The 21620-nt window shown below is 54.6% G+C and carries 18 protein-coding genes; 12 read left to right on the forward strand and 6 right to left on the reverse strand.

The features are described 5' to 3' along the window. Positions 1-453 precede the first annotated feature (453 nt). Both evgA and ACLRGG_RS12545 read left to right on the forward strand, forming a co-directional pair. Entirely contained in the window at positions 454-1068 is a 615-nt protein-coding gene (evgA, locus tag ACLRGG_RS12540) for an acid-sensing system DNA-binding response regulator EvgA (protein WP_416250076.1), read from the forward strand. 3 nt (positions 1069-1071) lie between these two features. Beyond that, complete coding sequence (locus ACLRGG_RS12545) at positions 1072-4329, forward strand: response regulator (RefSeq protein ID WP_416250077.1); 3258 nt, start codon at positions 1072-1074, stop codon at positions 4327-4329. Between the two features lie 98 nt (positions 4330-4427). On the opposite strand, the gene ACLRGG_RS12550 is transcribed toward ACLRGG_RS12545, so the two are convergent. Then, on the reverse strand, positions 4428-5057 hold the full coding sequence (locus ACLRGG_RS12550) for a YfdX family protein (protein WP_416250078.1): 630 nt from the start codon (positions 5055-5057) through the stop codon (positions 4428-4430). A gap of 236 nt (positions 5058-5293) precedes the next feature. Between ACLRGG_RS12550 and ACLRGG_RS12555 the strand changes: the two genes are divergently transcribed. From ACLRGG_RS12555 to ACLRGG_RS12565, 3 genes are all read left to right on the forward strand, one after another. After that, positions 5294-5866, forward strand: a complete 573-nt coding sequence (locus tag ACLRGG_RS12555) for a DUF308 domain-containing protein (protein ID WP_416250079.1) — start codon at positions 5294-5296, stop codon at positions 5864-5866. Positions 5867-5893: 27 nt separating this feature from the next. Continuing rightward, positions 5894-6193 carry an HdeA/HdeB family chaperone gene (locus tag ACLRGG_RS12560; RefSeq protein WP_416250080.1) on the forward strand — a complete coding sequence of 100 codons (300 nt, stop codon included), beginning with the start codon at positions 5894-5896 and terminating at the stop codon, positions 6191-6193. Positions 6194-6324: 131 nt separating this feature from the next. Next, positions 6325-6567 carry a hypothetical protein gene (locus ACLRGG_RS12565; RefSeq protein WP_416250081.1) on the forward strand — a complete coding sequence of 81 codons (243 nt, stop codon included), beginning with the start codon at positions 6325-6327 and terminating at the stop codon, positions 6565-6567. A gap of 88 nt (positions 6568-6655) precedes the next feature. Here the strand turns inward: ACLRGG_RS12565 and ACLRGG_RS12570 are convergent, their stop codons facing one another. From ACLRGG_RS12570 to ACLRGG_RS12580, 3 genes are read right to left on the reverse strand one after another with little or no spacing between them, the layout of a single operon-like run. After that, positions 6656-7243: a Slp family lipoprotein gene (locus ACLRGG_RS12570; RefSeq protein ID WP_416250083.1), complete on the reverse strand. Its 588-nt coding sequence runs from the start codon at positions 7241-7243 to the stop codon at positions 6656-6658. A 58-nt stretch (positions 7244-7301) separates the two neighbouring features. After that, entirely contained in the window at positions 7302-8573 is a 1272-nt protein-coding gene (locus ACLRGG_RS12575; protein WP_416250084.1) for a phosphatidylserine decarboxylase family protein, read from the reverse strand. A gap of 40 nt (positions 8574-8613) precedes the next feature. Then, positions 8614-10113 carry a basic amino acid/polyamine antiporter gene (locus ACLRGG_RS12580; RefSeq protein WP_416250085.1) on the reverse strand — a complete coding sequence of 500 codons (1500 nt, stop codon included), beginning with the start codon at positions 10111-10113 and terminating at the stop codon, positions 8614-8616. 268 nt (positions 10114-10381) lie between these two features. Between ACLRGG_RS12580 and dalD the strand changes: the two genes are divergently transcribed. Together dalD and ACLRGG_RS12590 are read left to right on the forward strand one after the other, a co-directional pair. Beyond that, positions 10382-11788 carry a D-arabinitol 4-dehydrogenase gene (dalD, locus tag ACLRGG_RS12585; RefSeq protein ID WP_416250086.1) on the forward strand — a complete coding sequence of 469 codons (1407 nt, stop codon included), beginning with the start codon at positions 10382-10384 and terminating at the stop codon, positions 11786-11788. Then, the gene (locus ACLRGG_RS12590) at positions 11785-12315 is read left to right on the forward strand and encodes a SemiSWEET family sugar transporter (RefSeq protein ID WP_082804050.1); all 531 of its coding nucleotides are present in this window, start codon (positions 11785-11787) and stop codon (positions 12313-12315) included. Before dalD ends, ACLRGG_RS12590 begins: the two co-directional genes overlap by 4 nt. Here the strand turns inward: ACLRGG_RS12590 and ACLRGG_RS12595 are convergent. Next, positions 12239-13234: an acyltransferase gene (locus ACLRGG_RS12595; protein ID WP_345829497.1), complete on the reverse strand. Its 996-nt coding sequence runs from the start codon at positions 13232-13234 to the stop codon at positions 12239-12241. The genes ACLRGG_RS12590 and ACLRGG_RS12595 overlap by 77 nt on opposite strands. 252 nt (positions 13235-13486) lie before the next feature. Here ACLRGG_RS12595 and glyQ point away from each other — a divergent pair, with 252 nt between their 5' ends. The 3 genes from glyQ to ACLRGG_RS12610 all read left to right on the forward strand — a co-directional run bounded on the left by glyQ (position 13487) and on the right by ACLRGG_RS12610 (position 17796). Then, positions 13487-14398: a glycine--tRNA ligase subunit alpha gene (glyQ, locus tag ACLRGG_RS12600; RefSeq protein ID WP_416250087.1), complete on the forward strand. Its 912-nt coding sequence runs from the start codon at positions 13487-13489 to the stop codon at positions 14396-14398. Positions 14399-14407: 9 nt separating this feature from the next. Then, positions 14408-16477 (forward strand): glycine--tRNA ligase subunit beta, encoded by a 2070-nt coding sequence (glyS, locus tag ACLRGG_RS12605; protein ID WP_416250088.1) that lies wholly within the window; start codon positions 14408-14410, stop codon positions 16475-16477. A gap of 269 nt (positions 16478-16746) precedes the next feature. Further along, positions 16747-17796 carry an NAD(P)-dependent alcohol dehydrogenase gene (locus tag ACLRGG_RS12610; RefSeq protein WP_416250089.1) on the forward strand — a complete coding sequence of 350 codons (1050 nt, stop codon included), beginning with the start codon at positions 16747-16749 and terminating at the stop codon, positions 17794-17796. A gap of 32 nt (positions 17797-17828) precedes the next feature. Here ACLRGG_RS12610 and ACLRGG_RS12615 read toward each other — a convergent pair whose 3' ends face one another. Beyond that, positions 17829-18122 carry an HTH-type transcriptional regulator gene (locus ACLRGG_RS12615; RefSeq protein ID WP_067700420.1) on the reverse strand — a complete coding sequence of 98 codons (294 nt, stop codon included), beginning with the start codon at positions 18120-18122 and terminating at the stop codon, positions 17829-17831. A 391-nt stretch (positions 18123-18513) separates the two neighbouring features. Here ACLRGG_RS12615 and ACLRGG_RS12620 point away from each other — a divergent pair, with 391 nt between their 5' ends. Further along, a complete protein-coding gene (locus ACLRGG_RS12620; protein WP_416250090.1) occupies positions 18514-19230 on the forward strand; it encodes a DUF3053 domain-containing protein in 717 nt (238 codons plus the stop codon). A 430-nt stretch (positions 19231-19660) separates the two neighbouring features. Next, positions 19661-21595, forward strand: coding sequence for a PTS mannitol transporter subunit IICBA (locus ACLRGG_RS12625; protein WP_416250091.1), 1935 nt, complete (start codon positions 19661-19663; stop codon positions 21593-21595). The last annotated feature ends 25 nt before the right edge of the window (positions 21596-21620 follow it).

A 21620-nucleotide genomic window follows, 5' to 3' on the forward strand; every position in this document is an offset into this window, starting at 1 on the left:
ACAATACTCTCTTTCGCCGTAATAAAAGGCGACGGCGGGGAAAATGACAGGGTTAGTACTCTTTGTAACCACTGTTTAGCCTAAGGGTTGCTGTTTTTTTTGGTAGCAGACAATGCTGCCTGAAACGTATTATTTTTCTTACGCCGCGCAGGAAAATCTGGTTTTTAACAGAAAGGTAAGAATGTAGATATATCCTTAACGGTATCTGTTAACGATAATCGCACGCCGGGAAACACGTTAAATGATATTGATAAGCATCTACACGTGTTGATTTCGCCTCATTTAGTTTTCATTTAGCCAGTGAATTAAATGCCTGTGATATGCTTACTTTCTGAGTTTGAATGACCGCTTTCATTTAGCATCTCTTCAGCTTTGCCCATCACTCTTCTTAATTAAGACGGAATATCGCCGTGAAGATTCTTTCATGCTTATTTTTTAGAAGGAAATTATGTTTTGAAAGCCATCGTTGTTGACGATCATCCCCTTGCCCGGATTGCTATTCGCAATCTGCTTGATACCCAGGGTATCAACGTAATTTCTGAGCTGGATGATGGTGCGAAAGTCATTAAGACCGTGGAGATAACTCAGCCAGACCTGGTTATTATTGATGTTGATTTACCTTCGCTCAGTGGAATAGAAGTGCTTGAGCAGCTGCGGAAAAGGCGCTATTCCGGGGCTATTATCGTTATTTCCGCCAAGAATGAACTCTTCTATGGCAAGCGCAGCGCGGCACTGGGCGCGAATGGATTTATTAGCAAAAAAGAGGGGATGAACAGTATCATTGCCGCCGTTGAGGCCGCCAGCAATGGGTATAGCTATTTCCCCTTTTCTCTCGATCACTTTTCAGGTGAGGCCACATCGGAGCAGAAAAAACTGGACTCCCTCTCCACGCAGGAAATTAATGTACTGCGTTATATTCTGAACGGCACCAGCTACGCCGACATTGCCAGTAAAATGCATATCAGTAATAAAACCGTCAGTAGCTATAAAATAAGACTCATGGAAAAGCTGAATTGTCCATCTCTGATTGAACTGTATGATTTCGCTCAGCGGAATAAAATCTGGTGAACAATGAACAAGCTCAGCATTCTCCTGGCACCCTTATTATTTTTGATGTTTTCGTCATTTGCGACAGCGTTACCCTATAACGTTGAAATAAAGGGGCACTATATCACCCCGGTGAAAGAGATCCGTTTAAACGGGGACCAGGCGCGCTGGCTGGGGAAAAAGGACCACCTGCTTATTGGTATCGCTATGCCGGATGTCTCGCCGCTTCTCTTTCATTATCCCGATGACGATTATCAGGGGATGCTCGCCGACTATCTGTTCCTGCTGCGCTCCAGCCTGCGCATAAATGTGGTTATTAAAAAATATGACTCACTGGCGCTTGCCTCCGCCGCGTTGCAGAATAACGAGGTGGACGCCCTGCTTATTCTTCCCGACAGCAACGCTACGCCAGGGAAGCCGTTTCAACGCACTCATGCGCTGATGACCTTTCACTCGACGCTAGTCGCCGCGCAGAATCGCGCGTTTCCGCTACCGCTTTCGCAGAGCCGGGAGCGGGTCACCGTCGCTGTTCACCGCAGCTATCCCGCCGCCCGGGCGGTTGAGCAAAACTTTCCTAAGGCTATACTCCGATTTTACGACGATGAGCATCAGGCGCTGCTCTCCGTCGCTACCGGCAAAAGCGACTATTTTCTCGGCTATAACGTCACCGCGAGCTATAACATCGAGAAGTATTTCCCGCAGTCCCTGACGATTGTTCGCTACCTTAACGGGCAGCAACGGGGGGTCGTTTTTCTTACACAGGCTAATCAACCGCAACTGCACGAGGTGCTTAACCGGTTTATTTCCGCTATTTCAAATGAACAGCACGATCAGCTGGCGCAGTACTGGCTGGAACGGGGCAACCTCTCTTTTCTGAACAATCCCTTATCCTTAACGGCGCGGGAAAAGAGATGGATCAAAGCCCACCCCAGGCTTCGCGTTCTGATTAACCGCTATTACCCGCCGCTGTCCATGGTGGATAAAAACAGCACGCTGCGCGGGGTAACCGCTGATTTACTGAATATCATTTCTCTGCAAACAGGACTGCAATTTGAGCCCGTCGCCGTCAATTCTAACGAGGAGATACGGCATAAAATGCTTAATCATGAAGGAGATTTAATCGCGGCCGCGACCCTGAGTGAGGCGAGACAGGCGCAAATAGGCTTTAGCATCCCCTGGATCCGCCAGCATTATGTGGCCATCTCCCCGCTCAACGTCAGCCCGGAAGCCCCGCTTGAACAGGTTAAGCGGATTGCGATACCGCTCCACTTCGCCATCAGCGAGCAGCTTAAGGCGCGCTACCCGCACGCAAAATGGATGCTGGCCGATAACTCTTCCATGGCGCTGTCGATGGTGGCGGAGGGGAGCGCGGATGCTGCGGTTACCACGGAAATTACCGCTAACTATCTGGTGTCGCGCTATTATCCTCAGCGCCTGCACTACGCCCCTCTCTCCGTTATCCCCTCGGCGCTGGTGGGGATCGCCACCGCCCGCGAGGAGCCGGAACTGCAATCGATCCTGAATAAGGCGCTGCAGGTCATCCCGCCGCGTGAAATGCTGCAAATGGTGGGGAAATGGTCAAAGATGCCCAATGTCGAAATCGAGACATGGAATTTATACAGTAAGCCGTTTTATCTGGTGCTGACGGTGGCCGCCTTTATTTTTCTCCTGATGGTGTTTTGGGGCTACTTTCTGCTGCACAAATTCCACAAGCGCGGGCAGAGTGAACGGGAGCTACAGCAGCGGCTGGCAAAGCGGGAAGCCCTGTCGCAGTGTCTGGAAGCCGAGAAAAACAGAGCAATTCACGCCACCCAGGCCAAAAGTCACTTTCTGGCCAGTATGAGCCACGAAATACGTACCCCGGTCAGTTCAATTGTCGGCTTTCTGGAGCTGCTTTCCCGACAGCATCTGACGCCCCAGCAGAGCCAGGAAGCTATTGAGCTGGCCACCGCTACCGCGCAGTCTCTTCTTGGGTTAATTGGCAATATCCTCGACGTTGATAAAATTGAGACCGGAAATTATCAATGCGAGGCGCAGTGGACGGACGTGGCGGCGCTGATTGGCGAGATTTGTCGTACGTTTGATATTAAGGCTGCCGATAAAAATATTGCCCTGACGTGCAGCATGCAGCTGCCGCCAGGGGTTCAGCTGCTTCTCGATCCCCATGCCCTGCGGCGAATAGTCACCAATTTGGTGTGTAATGCGCTGAAATTCACCGCTCAGGGCTGCGTTGAGGTGTCGGCAACGCTTATCCCCTCCCAGGAGACAGCAACACCGGGACGTCTGGCGCTGGTCATCCGCGATACCGGCTGTGGGATCGATGAGCAGGAGCAAAAACGGCTCTTCCACCGTTACGTTCAGGGTGAAGAGGGACGGCAGCAGACCGGTTCGGGACTGGGTCTGGTTATTTGTCGGGAATTAGTCAGCCTGATGGCAGGGACGCTGGAGATGAACAGTACGCCCGGTAAGGGAACGACCCTGACGATAATCCTGCCCGTTGAGATCGCCGAGGCGGCGCCGGTAGGTGCCACCTGCGCACGCCCTGTGATGGCGCCGCTGCCTGCCCTGTCGATTTTGATCGCGGATGATAATCCGGTGAACCGCCTGCTGCTGAAGCGGCAGCTGAACGCGCTCGGTTATGAGGTTGATGAAGCGCGGGACGGCGAGGAGGCGGCGCAGCGGTGTCTCAAAAAACATTATCATCTGCTTATCACCGACCTGAATATGCCGAAGCGCGATGGCCTGGCACTGACCCAGGCGCTGCGCGGTCAGCAGGCCGATCTGGTCATCTGGGGTTTAACGGCCAGCGCCCTGCCGCAGGTGCGTGAAGCCTGTTTACAGAGCGGTATGAATGATTGCCTGTTTAAGCCACTCTCCCTGGATAAACTCGCGCAGGCGCTGTGTAAGCTGCCCTCTGAGCAGGCACTGGCGCCACACACCCAGCATGTAAAAGTCTGCCTGCTGAACGCCAATACGCAGGGCAATCGCGCCCTGACGGACGAGATCCTGACCACCTTTCGCAGGGAGACGGCGAAGGACCTGGCGGCGGCAAAACGTGCGGCTGAGCAGGACGATCGGGCTGCCTTTAAGCGGGCGATTCATCGCCTGCACGGCTCGGCTCAGATCCTGGAAATTGATGCGCTGCAACGATGCTGTCGCGATGTGGAGGAGAAATCTCCTTCCCAGCTTTCCCGCCCTGTCCGCAACGTGATAGTTGATGAGGTCTCGCAAATTGTGCAGGAGCTGGAGGTCGAGCTGGCAAGGCGATTCAAAATTACGTAAAAGCACGGAGTCCTGGCCAGGCAGAAAAAACATCCCTGTCTTTTTCATCAGACACATCGGGTAATAAAACCGGAGTACGGAGTATGACGCGCAGTCAGCTAGCGGTCGACGACGACCTCGCTTTCCACCACGATGGCATCTTCCGCATTTTTAAGCATCAGATTAGCTTCGTAATATTTACCGTTATTCAGCATGCGCTGAGCTTCAGCCACATCATGACGCGTATGATTCAGCGGCATCAGTTCCTGATTCTCCATAATACCGATACCGGTCTCACGCAGCGTCTCCATTGCACCTTTCTTATCACCTTTTGCCAGCCTGGCATTGGCCTTTTTAATCGCGGCTTCTTTCTCTGGCGTGGCAATATAGTTTTCTGACACGGCGATGGCGGCATTGATGATCACATACTTATCATCGATCATTCTGGCTTTATGGTCGGTCTTCTCAAATCGGGTCCAGTCGGTGCTGTCATCTGCCAGCATTTTTTGTGCGTCAGCGGTCAGCTTTTTGGCTATTTCAGGCTGCCCCTGAAAGATAGCAACGCGCGCCAGACGGATATCACGCACCGCGACCATCCCCTGGGTAGCGATATTCTGCGCATCGGTGACTTCTTTTTGCAGTGACGCTGAAGCGGCGACGCTGGATGAGGCCGTTTCCGTGGATGCAGCCCATACCGGTGAGGTCGCCAGCATGGAGGTCAGTACGCCAGCAATAATGATTTCTTTCATTTTCATGTCCTTCTTAATAATTAACCTGCGGGAGTAAATACTAATTAATAACGCCGCCAGGCGTAATCAGAGCCGGACGTTGATAATGAATGATTACGCCTACAGCTGTAGGACAGAACTGAACCCCCTCACCCTTCCCTCTTATTTATCCCTGTTAACGCGTGCATTATCCTACGACGGTTCGTCAACACGCCCCTGGAAAAGGTAGAAAATGATTAATAAAAAAAGGAATGATAATGATAATTATCAGTAATGAAAAACTGAGTCAGCTCAGCACTAAAGCATTCCAACACTATCGACGTTCAGCAACTATCATGGCTGTGCTTCTGCTTATTTGTGGCCTGTGCTGTCTGGTTTATCCCTTTGTCATGGGGGTTTATATCAGCTATCTGGTCGGGTTTTTATTTTGCCTGTGTGGCCTTTATGCTTTGGGCAGCTGTTTTATCTTTCGTCACCGGGGAAAGAAAGCGCTGCTACTGACGGTCATATTTGGTCTGGTATGGCTGATTATGGGTTGTTCACTGCTTATCAACCCCGTCGGCGGAATGATTTCGCTGACAACCCTTATCTGCTTTCTGTTTATTTTCGGCGGCATCTCGCGTATAGCCGCAGGGATTAGCCTGCGCAAAGGCAGCGGAGCGGGTTGGCAGATTTTGATTGGTCTTCTGGATCTCATCATCGCCGCTCTCTGGCTTTCCAGCAGTGAAACCCAGACCTTCATTATTACCACCCTCTTTATTGGCCTTGAGATGCTTTTTACCGCCTGGGGCATTCTGATGATGCGTCGGGCGCTGCCTGCAAGAATTTAACCCTGAATAATTAACCCGGAGATAGCTATGAACGTAAAAACCCCCCTCTCTGCTTTCATCCTCTGCACAGCGATTTCAGCTCCATTTTGCAGCGCCTGGGCTGAGTCATCTGCGCCGACGGAGATGAGCTGTAAAGAGTTTATTAACCTCAACCCAAAAGCAATGTCGCCCGTCGCCTTCTGGGCACTGAATAAGGATATTGATTTTAAGGGCGGTGATTTTATCGATATGAATCAGATCGATACCCTTTATATCCCCAAAATAACCCGCCAGTGTAAAACGAATCCGAATATGAAAGTCGTCGATGCGGTGAAAAACGCCGGTTAGCCTGCGCAGGCCCGATCGTGGCGGGTTTTATTTCGGAACGCTCAGGGTAATAAACCCTTCTGCTGAGTATTTCGCACCTTTTCAGGCCAGTCTCTAAGACTGGCATTTTTTTATTAATGGACATAGTTAATATGAAAAAACGCAGTGTCGCCGCCGCTCTGTTATTTATCTTCCTCTTCTATACCTGGTTCTCTACCGACCCGGAAGAGCTTCCTCTTACCCCGGTAAAACCGGAACTCAATATGATTAACGAGCCTGAGCCCGCAGAGGAAAGTCCGTCAGACCATGTCATACATGTCGTGAAGGACGCAGCGAAAAAGGGGCTGCGCGTGATTAATTTTTCCTGGTCGGACCTGACGGAACAGGCGTGGTGAATGGAGGTTGAAGGCGTCGCGAGTAAACGTTGAAGGAGGCGAGAGTAAAAATCCGCCACGGTGTCCCGTCGCGGATTGGTTGTTATCGTTACCTGACCAGATATGAGCCATCGGCGACCGGATAGACGCCGTTAAGGCCGTCACCCGGCAGTGGATAACCCCATTCGGGGGACCAGGCGTAGCTCATACCATCAAACGGAATAAAGTTCTCCTCCTGCTGCCAGACCTGATAACCCGCGACATTTAGCCTGAGGAACCGGTAAGGCGTCTGCCCGATTTTTAGCGACTCCGTGCCCTCAATCTGACCGAGGACCGTAATATAGTGATGGCGCACATTTACCGGGTCGATAAAGTTTTTACTGTACGCCAGAATACGCCCCTGATAGCTATCCCCAAGAACCGGTTTAGCCGATCGAGCGAGCGGCAGGACCGCAATTTCCATAATGGTCTTTTCAGGCAGATTAATGACGTTTATTACCTTACCGCCCAGCCGCACCTCACGGCCCTGATATAACGAAGGCGCCTGCGAAATTTTTTCGAATGATGCCGGGCTTAGCGCGCCCGGCTCGCCGCGTATGCTCTGCGGCACGGAAGCACAGGCGCTCAGGAAAATAATAACGGACGACAGCATGACGCCCCTGAAGGTATGACTGGCAACGAAATGAGATATTTTCATAAAAACTCGACTGCACTGGTAAGAGAAGGCCGGAGAAGATGCTCCCCGGCTGTTGAAATTAGCGGCTGATAATGCGTGCCAGCGCGCTGTTGACGGGGATGCTGCTGCTATCCAGGCCCGGCGTCTGTCCCCTGAGATCGAACTCAATATCCACCTGCGGTCCGAAAAACAGACAGTGCGTGGAGCCGCCAAAGTGAAACATGCCGAGCTGATCGCCCTTACGGATGGTCTGCCCTTCATAAACGGTCACTTCACAGGTCGAGACTTCGGCCATGCCCACGGCCATAAAGCACATCAGCCCGATGCCGGGATGATCCGCTTCAATAAAGATCAGCGCCCGGCTCGCCAGTTCAGTGATATAGCCCTGGGAAGCATTCGGCCCGGCCGTATCTTCCCCTTCACTTAGCGTTTCGGAGTAGTAGGTGCCGTCGATAATGCGGGTTTTAACGACGCGGCCCGAGACGGGCGCATGCCAGCGGTGATAGCTCAGGGCGCTTAAAAACGCCTGATAAATTGTTCCCCCCACAAAATGTGATGCCAGCGGATCGTTGTTCATCATAAATTGCAGCGCGTAGGGCTGTGATTTGATCCAGAATTTATCCTTCAGCTTTACCTCCTTCGCCAGCCGGTAGGGGGCAGATTCGCAGGCATTTACCACCACATCATCGTTTTCCGGCGCGGCTATCGGCCTGACTCCCTCACGAAAACGGCGGGTAAAAAAGTCGTCCCAGGAGGTAAAACCGTGATGGGGAAGCGAAGGTTCGCAGATAAAGTCGTCCACAAACGTCGGCATCGCCCGGCGCGCATCCTCGCCAAACCACCCCGAGCGCGGATCGTCACTGAGTACGGCGGCGCTCTCTTTTGAGCGCAGAAAGACCGCCCACTCATTGAGTATCGCTTTGATATGCTGATTAATGCGCTCGTCGAGAAAGCCACTCCAGCCGCCCTGCGTCGCCATTGACCAGTTGAGGATGGCATTGAAAGGGAAACCAACCAGGCCCGTTTCATCGAACTCCGGGGCATGCGTCATGATGACGTTAATCAGTGCGAGCATATGCTGATAATCGCGCACCTGCGGCAGTCCGGCTGGCGAAAGTTGGTGGGCTTCATCCTCGCTCACTTCATCAAACATTTGCGTAAACAGCATCCAGGCCCTGGGATCGGTCTCGATAAAGGTTTTGAACGCATCGACCACGGGCAGCAGAGGCTCGCTGCTTGCCTCCGCTTTACGCATGATTTTCAGCATCCAGCCATGCAGGGTCTGCCGATCGGCAGGCATCCATTTCCCCACGGTATAGGTTTTATTACAGGGCTTTATGTCAGTTGTCATGGGAACTCCACTTATAAATGAGTGATGAAATTAAGGTTGATTACGATGGCTGATAGACCTGGGGCAGATGGCCGGTAAAGAGCATCCACAAACCGACCAGCGCAGCGATGACGATAAGCAGCGCCAGCAGACCTTCGTTGCGGGTAAACAGCGGCTGGTCGGGCGACTGCTCTTTACGGGCGCGGATAAAGACCAGCAGCCCGATGGCGTAAATGGCGCATCCCACCAGAATGAAAGAGAGTCCGGCGGCATAGACCAGCCAGATGCCGTAAAGCGTGGCCAGAACGCTGGTGACAAGCGCGCCGGCGCGGCTGAACCGGGCCTTTTGCGGGTAGCAATTCGTTGCCAGCACCTTCCATAAGAAGGCCGCGGAGCCGATATAGGCGGGCAGGATCACCACACCGGTGATCGACAGCATGACGTTCCAGGCGTTATTGGAGAAAAAGACCAGCAGCATCGCCGCCTGCATCACCAGGGTGGAGACCCACAGCGAATGCGAGGCGACGCCGTTAGCATTGGTTTTAGCGAAAAATTCTGGAAAGGTGCCGTCTTTGGCGCAGGCCCACGGCAGCTCTGCCACCAGCAGCGTCCACACCAGCCAGGAGGAGAGCAGCGCGATAATCACGCCGACATTGATAAAAATACCGCCCCAGGGCCCGACCAGCGCTTTAAGGATCGAGGCCGTGGAGGGCGCCGCCATGGCAGCCAGCTCACCCTGCGAGAAGACGCCAAACGGAATAATACTGACCAGCACAAACAGGACGGTGGCAATGATAAAGCCGAGAAAGGTGGCGCGACCGACGGTACGTCCATCGGCCTTATCGGACATCACGACCGCCCCTTCAATGCCGATATACATCCACAGCGTTACCAGCATGGTGCTTTTGACCTGATCAAAAATATCGCCCAGCGGTTTGTCCTGTAGCGCGTTATCGCGGAGATGGCCCCAGAAATCCGATCCCATCAGATGGTGGTTGAAAGCGAAGAACGCCAGCACGACGATAAACACCACGACGGGAATAAACTTCGCGACGGTGCCGATGCTATTGAGCACCGAAGTGCCTTTCACGCCGCGCATCACAAAAATACTCAGCGCCCAGATAATGACCGACGCCACGGTGATGGCCTGCCAGCTGTTACCGCCTTTGAAGTAGGGTGGGAAAAAGAAGTTCAGCGCATCCATCAACAGAACGGCGTAGCCGACGTTGCCAAAGGCCGCTGACATCCAGTATCCCCACGCAATCAGGAAGCCGGTCAGCTTGCCGAAGCCCGTGCGGGAGTACATGTAGATCCCGGAGGTCATTTCGGGATGCACATCGGCAAGGATCTGAAAGGTTCTCGCCAGGAAGAAGATCCCCAGCCCGGTAATCATCCATGCGATAAGAATGGCGCCCAGCGCCGCCGACTGCGCCATGTTTTGCGGGATATTAAAAACCCCGCCGCCAAACATGGCGCTGATGACAAGTAACGTCATGGCAAGAACGCCAAACTGCTTTGTGGCCTGGGCTTTTGTCGCCCTGGCCTGCTTTTTTATCGCCATTAACTGCTCCTGATAGGGACGAAAATCGTTGTCGGCTATCTTGAGCGCAAGCGCGGAAAGTAAATATCAGAGCGCAGTTAGGGGTCTGTCGAATTTGTCCGTGGCCTGTAGGACGGGGCTGACGCCCGCGCGGCGGTGAGGGTGGTTCACCTGTCTGTTTTCCTCACTTGCAGGCAATCGTGTTCAGGCTATTTTTCATCCAGTGCTCATTTTGTGCTATTGTTACTGGTAACATTGGCACAATCCGCAAGGGGTTTAAGGAGAAAGTTTGAGTATCGATCCTCAAAAAAAATCGATATGGTTGCATCTGGGTTCAGGCGCTTTTCACCGCGCGCATCAAAGCTGGTATCTTAACCAGCTCAAAGAAAAAGGCGATAACCGCTGGTCTCTTTCTCTCGCAAATATCCGCAACAGCGCCACGCAAAAAACCCTGCAGCAGCTTGCCCGCCAGCAGGGTCGCTACACGCTGGAAATCATCTCGCCCGAGGGGCAAAAGCAGTATCAGACGCTGCGCGCCATTGAAAACGTCATTCTCTGGGATGCGGGACTGCGTACGCTGGTTGATGAAGCCGCGCGCGCTGAGACAAGAATTATCTCCTTTACCGTCACCGAGGGCGGCTATTTCCTCGATGATGAGGGGCATCTCGATCTGACCGACAACGCTATCGCCTCGGATTTACAAGAACAGGCGGAAACCATCACGCTGTACGGGGCGCTGGTAAAGATACTGCGTGCAAGAATAGCGCGCGACAGCGGACCGATCACCCTGATGAGCTGCGATAACCTGCGCAATAATGGCGATAGTTTTTATCGCGGATTGATGGCGTTTCTCACGGCAAAACAGGATCCGACGCTGCTGGCATGGGCCAGGAAAAACACCTGTGCGCCAAACAGCATGGTTGATCGTATTACGCCTAAATTCGACGCAGAGATTTACACGCGCCTGGCGCAGAACGGCATTTACGATGATGAAGCGCCGCTCTCCTGTGAATCGTTTTCCCAGTGGGTGATGGAAGATAACTTTATCGCCGGCCGTCCTTCACTGGAAAAAGTGGGCGTGGAATTTGCCGAAAACGTTACTCCCTATGAGGAGGCGAAGATCCGCGTGTTAAATGCCAGCCACAGCGGCGTGGCCTGGGTGGGTTCCCTGCTGGGTAAACGCTATATTGATGAGAGCCTGCTGCCACAGGTCAGGCAGTGGATAACTGACTATGTTATGCAGGACGTCAGCGCGGCGCTGCCTCCGACCAACATTGATTTAGCGGAGTACTGCGCGACCACGCTGCACAGGTTCAGCAACCCGTGGGTGCGTGATACTAACCAGCGCGTCTCTTCCGACAGCATCGCCAAGCTGCACGAATTTATCGTGCCGACCCTCAAAGCCTGCTATCAGCAGGGAGCGACACCCCGCGCGACGCTGATCCTCCCCGCCCTTTATTTCCGCTTTATGCAGCAGCGGGATCGGGAGACGCTGGGCTTTGAATATGAGGATCGCGCGCTGGAAAGCGTAGACTTTGCGGCGATATTCCGCGCCGGGGATCCGCTGGCCGCATTTGCAAAAACAAAAAAACTGTTTGGTTCGCTAAGTGAACAGCCTGAACTGCTGGCCGATTTACGGGATGCCGTGCAGCGGGTGGATACGCAATTGCAAATGATGGGGAGAGAACAGGCGTGAAAAATATCCTGATTGTCGCCGCAACGGTGATTCTGGCACTGCTGTCGATCGTTTTCCTCTCCCCGTGGCCGGTTGCCCTTGGCACGCTGGCCGCATGGGTGACCACCGGCTCGTTTTTCCTCCAGGTGCTGCACATCATCAGGAATAAAGATACCAGCGGGCTGTCGCTCGGCATGTGGGCTTCGCTGTTCTTCGGCGTTTCATGCTGGACGTGGTATGGCTTCCGCATGGGCGATATCCCGGTGATGTCGGCCAATGGGCTGACGGCGCTGCTGGCGCTGGCGGTGATCCTGCTCAAGCTTTATCACGAAAGGCCGGGGAAAAACCGTATACGCCGCAGGCTGGTTGCCATGCCAGGCGTGATCCTGCGGCCACGCATCAGTAGCCTGCGCCCGCTTAAGACCCGGACGGCGGCGAATCACCGTAAAAATAAAGCGTCGCCGCCGCGCGTCAGCTCACCAGACGCCGCTTATCAATCCGGTGCAGAAAAACGCCCAGCAGCAGGCTCCCCGTCAGGGCGACCGTAAATACCAGCGGAATGTCGAGTAGCGGATGGCGGGTATTATCCAGGCCGTGAGTGCGCATAAAGTGAATAAACAGCGCATGGAAGCCATAAATGGGCAGGGAATAGCGCGAAATCGCGGCGAGGATCGGTAAAGGGCGCTGATTCAGGCCGTTCTTAAACAGGATCAGCAGGCTGACGGCGGCAATAAACACCACCGGCCCGCAGTAAAGATACCAGGTATCGGCAAAGGCGCCGTTAATCGCCATCTGCTTTTTCGTTCCCATCGCAATGCCGGCAACGCTGGCGATAAACACCAGCCCGGCGAGCCAGTTCACGCCGCGCCGATGGGTGTCCATCATGCCAATGGCGCGGCCAAACAGCGCATAAAGCACGTAATAGAAGCTGTCTCCGCTGATATAGAGATTCAGCGGCAGCCAGTGCACCCGCCCAACCGACTGGTCAACGGTATTTGGATTTGCCAGCACCGCCAGCACCAGGGTGACCATCGCCAGATACCCCGCGGTTACCGGCTTGACCTGAATCAGCGGCGACAGCAGATAGATGCCGATAATGGCGAAGAAAAACCACAGGTGGTAAAACACCGGCTTTTGAAACACATATTTAAGGGATAACCCTTCGCTAATCGGCGTCAGCCAGGTGATATAGGCCAGCGCGACCGCGCTGTAGAACGCCAGACAGAGGGCAATGCGCAGAAAATGTCGCCCCTGCGCGCTACGCTCGCCGAAAAACAGATAGCCGGAGAGCATAAAAAAGATCGGTACGCAGACGCGCGAGGCGGAGTTAAGCAGGTTGGAGAGGTCCCATGTTCGCTCGCCGACCACCGGAGCATGCGTGACATACCAGGTGGTGGTGTGGATCATTATCACCATCAGACAGGCCACCGCGCGCAAATTATCTATCCAGCCGATCTTATCCTTCATTTCTGTTCTCATCTGTCCTGCTTGTTGCGTCAGTGCGTCAGTGCGTCAGTGCGTCAGTGCGTCAGTGCGTAAAGAGGGTAGCCGGGCGGCGATCGTTCAACAAGCCTCAAATCATAGAATTCAGACTGGGATGATGCCGCGCCAGAGTCCGGTCTGAATAAGGTTGTCCGCGACTGCGGGCTGACTAACGCCCGGTCAAAGGGTATACTGACGCCCACTTTTATCACCTCTCGTATCGCGTGCGAATTCAAAATGCAAAAGTTTGATACCAAGACCTTTCAGGGACTGATCCTGACCTTACAGGATTACTGGGCGCGCCAGGGCTGCACCATCGTTCAGCCGCTGGACATGGAAGTGGGTGCTGGCACCTCTCATCCAATGACCTGCCTGCGTGCGTTAGGGCCAGAGCCGATTGCGGCGGCCTACGTTCAGCCTTCACGTCGTCCTACCGATGGCCGCTACGGCGAGAACCCCAACCGACTGCAACATTATTATCAGTTTCAGGTGATCATTAAGCCCTCCCCGGACAACATTCAGGAGCTGTACCTCGGCTCGCTGAAAGAGCTGGGGATGGATCCCACCATCCACGATATTCGCTTTGTGGAAGATAACTGGGAAAACCCGACGCTGGGTGCCTGGGGTCTGGGCTGGGAAGTGTGGCTGAACGGGATGGAAGTCACCCAGTTTACCTACTTCCAGCAGGTCGGCGGCATGGAGTGTAAGCCGGTAACCGGTGAAATCACCTACGGCCTGGAGCGCCTGGCGATGTATATCCAGGGCGTGGACAGCGTATACGATCTGGTCTGGAGCGACGGCCCGCTGGGGATCACCACCTACGGCGACGTGTTCCACCAGAACGAAGTTGAGCAGTCCACCTATAACTTTGAATATGCCGATGTTGACTTCCTCTTTACCTGCTTCGAGCAGTATGAGAAAGAGGCACAGACCCTGCTGGCGCTGGAAAAACCGCTGCCGCTGCCGGCCTACGAACGCATTCTGAAAGCGGGTCACACCTTTAACCTGCTGGACGCGCGTAAAGCGATCTCCGTAACCGAGCGTCAGCGCTATATCCTGCGCATTCGCACCCTGACTAAAGCCGTGGCTGAAGCCTACTATGCGTCACGTGAGGCGCTTGGCTTCCCGATGTGCAATAAGAAGAAATAAGAGGCCGCCATGACTGAGAAAACTTTTCTGGTGGAGATCGGCACTGAAGAACTCCCACCAAAGGCCCTGCGCAGCCTTGCCGAATCCTTTGCCGCAAACTTTACCGCTGAACTGGACGCCGCTGGCCTGACCCACGGCGATGTGAGCTGGTACGCCGCGCCGCGCCGCCTGGCGCTGAAAGTGGCTAACCTGAGCGCGGCTCAGCCGGATCGTGAAGTGGAAAAACGTGGCCCGGCTATCGCCGCCGCGTTTGATGCTAAGGGTGCGGCCACCAAGGCCGCCGAAGGCTGGGCCCGTGGCTGCGGCATCACTGTCGATCAGGCCGAGCGCCTGAGCACTGACAAAGGTGAATGGCTGCTCTATCGCGCCCACGTGAAGGGCGAAAGCGCCCAGTCGCTATTGCCTGCGATGGTCAGCACGTCCCTTGCTAAGCTGCCGATCCCTAAGCTGATGCGCTGGGGCGACTCCGACGTGCAGTTCGTCCGTCCGGTGCATACCGTGACGCTGCTGCTGGACGATGAGGTTGTCCCCGCCACCATTCTGGGCGTCACGGCCGCGCGCACCCTGCGCGGTCATCGCTTTATGGGCGAGCCTGAGTTCACTCTTGACCGGGCCGACCAGTATCCGCAAATCCTGCTGGAGCGCGGCAAAGTTCTGGCCGACTACGAGGCGCGTAAAGCGCAGATTAAAGCCGGTGTGGAAGCCGCCGCGCGTGAGATTGGCGGCATCGCCGATCTGAGCGAAAGCCTGCTGGAAGAGGTCACCTCGCTGGTTGAGTGGCCGGTGGTGCTGACGGCGAAGTTTGAAGAGAAATTCCTGGCGGTTCCGGCCGAAGCGCTGGTTTACACCATGAAGGGTGACCAGAAGTACTTCCCGGTCTATAACAGCGCGGGCGAGCTGCTGCCTCACTTTATCTTCGTGACCAATATTGAGTCGAAGGATCCCCTGCAGATTATCGCTGGCAATGAAAAGGTGGTGCGACCGCGCCTGGCCGATGCCGAATTCTTCTTTAATGCTGACCGCAAAAAGCGTCTGGAAGATAATCTGCCGCGTCTGGAAACCGTGCTGTTCCAGAAAGAGCTGGGTACGCTGCGTGATAAAACCGACCGTATTCAGGCGCTGGCGGGCTGGATAGCCGGGCAAACAGGTGCCGACGTCAGCCACGCCACGCGCGCCGGTTTGCTGTCCAAATGCGACCTGATGACCAATATGGTGTTTGAATTCACCGACACTCAGGGCGTGATGGGCATGCACTATGCGCGCCACGACGGCGAAGCAGAAGACGTTGCCGTTGCGCTTAACGAGCAGTATCAGCCGCGCTTCGCCGGTGATGCGCTGCCGTCTAACCCGGTGGCCTGTGCGCTGGCTATCGCCGACAAGATGGACACCCTGGCCGGGATCTTCGGCATCGGGCAGCATCCGAAAGGCGATAAAGACCCCTTCGCCCTGCGCCGCGCCGCGCTCGGCGTGCTGCGTATTATCGTCGAGAAGAAACTGCCGCTGGATCTGCAAACGCTGACCGAAGAAGCGGTGCGCCTCTACGGCAGCAAGCTGAGCAATGCAAAGGTGGTCGACGAGGTGATCGACTTTATGCTGGGTCGCTTCCGCACCTGGTATCAGGAGGAGGGTCACAGCGTGGATACCATCCAGGCCGTACTGGCGCGACGTCCCACGCGTCCGGCTGATTTCAACGCCCGTATGCAGGCCGTCTCACACTTCCGTACCCTTGATGAAGCCGCCACGCTGGCCGCCGCCAACAAGCGCGTGTCCAACATTCTGGCGAAGGCGACCGAGCCGCTGAACGACAGCGTGCAGGCCTCGCTGCTGAAAGAGAACGAAGAGATTAAGCTGGCGACCTATGTTTCTGCCCTGAGCAGCAAGCTGGCGCCATGGTTCGCTGAAGGTCGCTATCAGGATGCGCTGGTCGAGCTGGCGCAGCTGCGTACCGCCGTCGATAACTTCTTCGAGAAAGTGATGGTGAATGCGGAAGATCGTGACGTGCGTATCAACCGCCTGACGCTGCTGGCGAAGCTGCGCGAGCTGTTCCTGCAGGTTGCGGATATCTCGCTGCTGCAATAGGCCCAAAAGGCTTAGCGTGATGACGTAAACATAAACGGGCGGATTTTTATCCGCCCGTTTATTTTCAGCGTGATATTATTCACCGAGCGAAAGAGGTCGGGTAGAGCGTAATGGCGCAACCGCGATGCCGGAGCCTCATCCTGTAAGGGTACATACCGTGCCTGTGGCAGCCCGTCACTGCAATACGTCACCTCCGCTTACAACTCCTCGTTGCCCCCGTGGATACAATTCTTTACCCTACGCCGCTTTACCTTTCCGGGAGCTTTAACATGCAGGTAACAGGTCTGGCAGCAAAATCCGCCACTACGCCACTCGAACCTTTTGAATTTCAACGTCGCGAACTTCAGTCCGGCGATGTACATATTGATATCCACTACTGCGGCGTTTGCCACTCCGACCTGCATATGGCGCGCAATGAGTGGGGCGTCAGCCAGTTTCCACTGGTGCCGGGACATGAAATCGTTGGTCGCGTCATCAGCACCGGCAGCGACGTCACCGCGTTTAAAGCAGGCGATCTGGTTGGCGTTGGCGTGATGGTAGACTCCTGCGGTCACTGCTCACAGTGTAACCAGGGCGAAGAGCAGTACTGCGAAGCGGGCTACACGGCCACCTATAACGGTGACGAGAAGGTTATCGGCGGCAAAACCTTTGGCGGCTATGCAGACAGCATCGTTGTGGACAGCAAATTTGTGGTTACCGTTCCGGAAAGCCTTGAGCTGAGCGCAGTTGCGCCGCTGCTGTGCGCGGGCGTGACCACCTGGTCCCCGCTGAAGCACTGGAACGTGCAGCCTGGCCAGAAGGTCGGCGTGATTGGCCTGGGTGGACTGGGTCATATGGCGGTGAAGCTGGCCCATGCCATGGGTGCGGAAGTGGTGCTGTTTACCACGTCGCCGTCAAAAGGCAGCGATGCGCTCCGTCTGGGAGCCAGTAAAGTGGTTGTCTCTAAAGACGCCGCGCAAATGGCAGCAGAGGTCAGCAGCCTTGATATCATTCTGGACTGCGTCGCGGCTCCGCACGATCTGGACCCATACCTCAACACGCTGAAAGCGAACGGTCATCTGGTGCTGGTGGGCATTCCCGATGCACCTCATACCTCACCGGACGTGGCGCCGATTGTCTTTCGCCGCCTGAGCATTTCCGGCACCTCTATCGGCAGCATCCGTGAAACGCAGGAGATGCTGCATTTTTGTGGTCAGCACAATATCGTTTCGGATGTGGAAGTGATTCGTCTGGATGAGGTGGAAACCGCGTTTGAACGGATGCTGAAAGGTGAGGTGAAGTACCGCTTTGTGATCGATATGAAAGCTGCACGCCCGTAAAACACAAAACCCGCCGACGGCGGGTTTTTCTTTTATGCCAGCAGCTCGCGGCTGAGGCACGGATTGGACTGAATCAACTGCATTAACTTCTGCGCACTGCGCGAAGGTCTGGTACGCTTCGCCTCCCAGCTTTTCACCGATGAAACGCTAACGCCCATGGCCAGGGCAAACTCATCAATTTCCAGACCGGTAATTTCCCTGATACGTTTTGGTTCGGGCATCAACACTTCACCCTTTAATGGGGGAGCGGACTGGATCACTTCTCGGGTCAATACAATATGCTCAAGGCTGGATAACAGCTCGGACATAGGATCTTTGATTTCCATAGAGCACTCCTCATTAAAATCACAATAGTGAACGGCCAGAGGGTTAGAACCTGAGCCTCAGGTTCATAATGCTGGCGGCCAGTTGCCACGGAGATGCTCTCGTCGTATACATAAAGAGTACAGCGCGGGGGTACGCCAGGATCATAAGTATTAGATCAGATTTGGCGATTTGCGTCGTAATTTGAGACTATTTTTCAACCTTGCTTTTAGCCAATGTTTCCATATCCTCCCAGCAGGCCTGTAGCGCGGCCCGCTGGCGGTTGAAGCGTAACGTTTAAGAGTAAGTTTAAGCCCTATCCCCGGCCTCCGAGTTGGACTATTCTTTAGGCGCGGCGTCTGCCGCCTTCATGCTTGCTTAAAACAGCCTTATTATTTACAGGAGTTACTTCCCATGACGACAGGAATCTCGCGTGCGTGGACGCGTCTGCTGGTGCCGTTCGCGGCACTGTTTCTGGTCTTGCAACTGACCGGCTGCGGCGATAAAGAAGCCGATCAGCGCAAAGCATTTATTGATTTCCTGCAAAACACCGTCCAGCGCAGCGGCGAACATTTACCGGCGCTGAGCGCGGATCAAAAGCAGAAGTTTGGTCCTTACATCAATGATTACGCGATCATTTACGGTTTCTCGCAGCAGGTTAACCATGCGGTCGATTCCGGTATCAAGCCCGTCGTCGATGAGCTGTCGGCCATTCGTATGCCGCAGGATTACCTGACCCGCCGTGATTCTCTGCGCCAGGCAAGCGGCTCGCTCGGCGTGCTGACGCAGCAAATTCAGGCGGCCAGAACGCAGGCGGATAGCGGTAAGGCTGGCCTGAAACAGCCCTCCGATCTGAAAGCGGTTTACGATAACGTCTACAACAAAGTGGTAACGCAGCCCGTTAGCGTACTGATGCCGCTGCTGCCGGCCCTGCAGACCCTTAGCCAGGATGCAGTGCAGACCGGTGATTTCCTGCAACAGCAGGGAACACAGGTGACTTTTAATGGCCCGGCTATTCAGTTTCCAACCCAGCCGCAGGCTACGCAGTACAACCAGTTGATGACTACCCTGGCAGCCAATTCACAGGCGCTGGCCCAGGCACAGAGCGCATTACAAAACACCTTCCAGTAACGTCCTGATACGGCATGGATGCCGTTTCCTTCCTCTGCCCCGTTGGTAACTTATTTACATTCCCCTGTCATTACGCCCTTTCCCCCTGCCGCGCGGAAAATAAAATTTGAATGAGATCACAATTTCAAAACAAACAGCCAAATATATAATGTGATTCCCGTCACATTTACTCCCAATTAAGGTTAAAGATCCTGCCTGCGTATTTTATTTACAGCGGAATATTGTGATCAGAGTCACTAAAAACCCCCTCTTGACCACCCAAACCTGGTGACATTGATCACACTTTCTTAGCTCACTACGCAGGCAGAAAGTCACGTGATAGAGTCCGCCTGCATACAGTGATACCGACGGTGCCACCGCGACTTCCTCAACTAAAAAATCTCTCGCGCGCGCTTTTTTGTCAGCGCGGAACAATAAGGGGTGTGTTTTTATGTCCTCATCAGATATCAAGATCAAAGTACAAAACTTTGGTCGCTTTCTGAGCAACATGGTAATGCCGAATATTGGCGCGTTTATCGCCTGGGGTATTATCACCGCGCTCTTTATACCCACCGGCTGGTGGCCGAATGAGACCATGGCCAAACTGGTCGCGCCAATGATCACCTATCTGCTGCCGTTGCTGATTGGTTATACCGGGGGTCGCCTGGTAGGCGGCGATCGCGGCGGCGTGGTCGGTGCAATCACCACCATGGGCGTGATTGTCGGTGCCGATATGCCAATGTTTCTCGGATCGATGATTGCCGGCCCGCTGGGCGGCTGGGCTATTAAGAAATTTGACCGTCTGGTCGATGGCAAAATCAAAAGCGGCTTCGAGATGCTGGTTAACAACTTCTCTGCCGGGATTATCGGCATGCTGCTGGCTATCCTCGCCTTTCTGGCGATCGGCCCGCTGGTTGAGGGACTGTCGCATATTCTCGCCGCAGGCGTAAACCTGATGGTGCAGAACAATCTGCTGCCGCTGACCTCTATTTTTGTTGAACCGGCGAAAATCCTGTTCCTCAATAACGCCATTAACCACGGTATTTTCTCCCCCTTAGGAATTCAGCAGGCGAGCGAAGCCGGTAAGTCGATCTTCTTCCTGATCGAAGCTAACCCCGGTCCGGGCCTGGGCGTGCTGATGGCCTATATGTTCTTTGGCCGGGGCAATGCCAAACAGTCTGCCGGCGGTGCGGCGATCATCCATTTCCTGGGGGGTATCCACGAAATTTACTTTCCCTATGTGCTGATGAACCCGCGGCTGATTCTGGCCGTTATCCTCGGCGGCATGACCGGCGTCTTTACCCTGACGCTGCTCAATGGCGGCCTGGTTTCTCCTGCCTCGCCTGGCTCTATCCTCGCCGTACTGGCGATGACGCCAAAAGGGGCCTACTTCGCGAATATCGCGGCGATTGTGGCCGCATTTGCCGTCTCTTTCGTGGTTTCCGCTATCTTACTGAAGACCAGCAAGGTGAAGGAAGAAGAGGATATCGACGCGGCCGCACGTCGCGTTAGCGATATGAAAGCACAGTCTAAAGGCCAGGTCGGGACGGCATCTGCCGCTGGCGCTAACGGCCTGAATAGCGATCTGAGCCTGGTGCGTAAAATCATCGTGGCCTGCGATGCCGGTATGGGTTCCAGCGCAATGGGCGCAGGCGTACTGCGTAAAAAGGTTAATGATGCCGGCCTGACGAATATTTCCGTGACCAATACCGCCATCAATAATCTGCCGGGCGATGTGGACCTGGTGATTACCCACCGCGATCTTACCGAGCGCGCCCTGCGTCAGGCACCCCATGCGCAGCACATTTCGCTGACTAACTTTCTCGATAGCGGGCTCTATACCGACCTGACGTCGCGTCTGGTGGAGGCGAATCGCAGCGCGGGTCACCGTGATAAAGTGAGTGCCGCCCTGAGTGATAGTTACGACGACAGCCAGGAGCATCTGTTCCGGCTGAGCGCCAGCAACGTTTTCCTCGGCAACCACGCCAGCAACAAAGAGCAGGCCATCCGCTTTGCCGGTGAACAGCTGGTTAAGGGGGGCTACGTTGAGCCAGAATATGTTGAAGCCATGCTCGATCGTGAAAAGCTCACACCAACCTACCTGGGCGAATCCATCGCCGTGCCGCACGGTACCATTGAAGCCAAAGACCGCGTACTGAAAACCGGCGTGGTATTCTGCCAGTATCCTGACGGCGTGCAGTTTGGCGAGGAAGACGACGACATAGCCCGGCTGGTGATTGGTATCGCCGCCCGCAATAATGAACACATTCAGGTGATCACCAGCCTGACGAATGCGCTGGATGATGAGAGTGTGATTGCTACGCTGACCACCACATCCAGCGTGCAGGAAGTGCTGGATCTGCTGTCAGGTAAAAAAACAGCGTAGCGCATCAGGCTGACAGAATTGACCT

This window comes from Erwinia sp. PPS120 (assembly GCF_047918655.1).
GTDB lineage: Bacteria > Pseudomonadota > Gammaproteobacteria > Enterobacterales > Enterobacteriaceae > Erwinia > Erwinia tasmaniensis_A.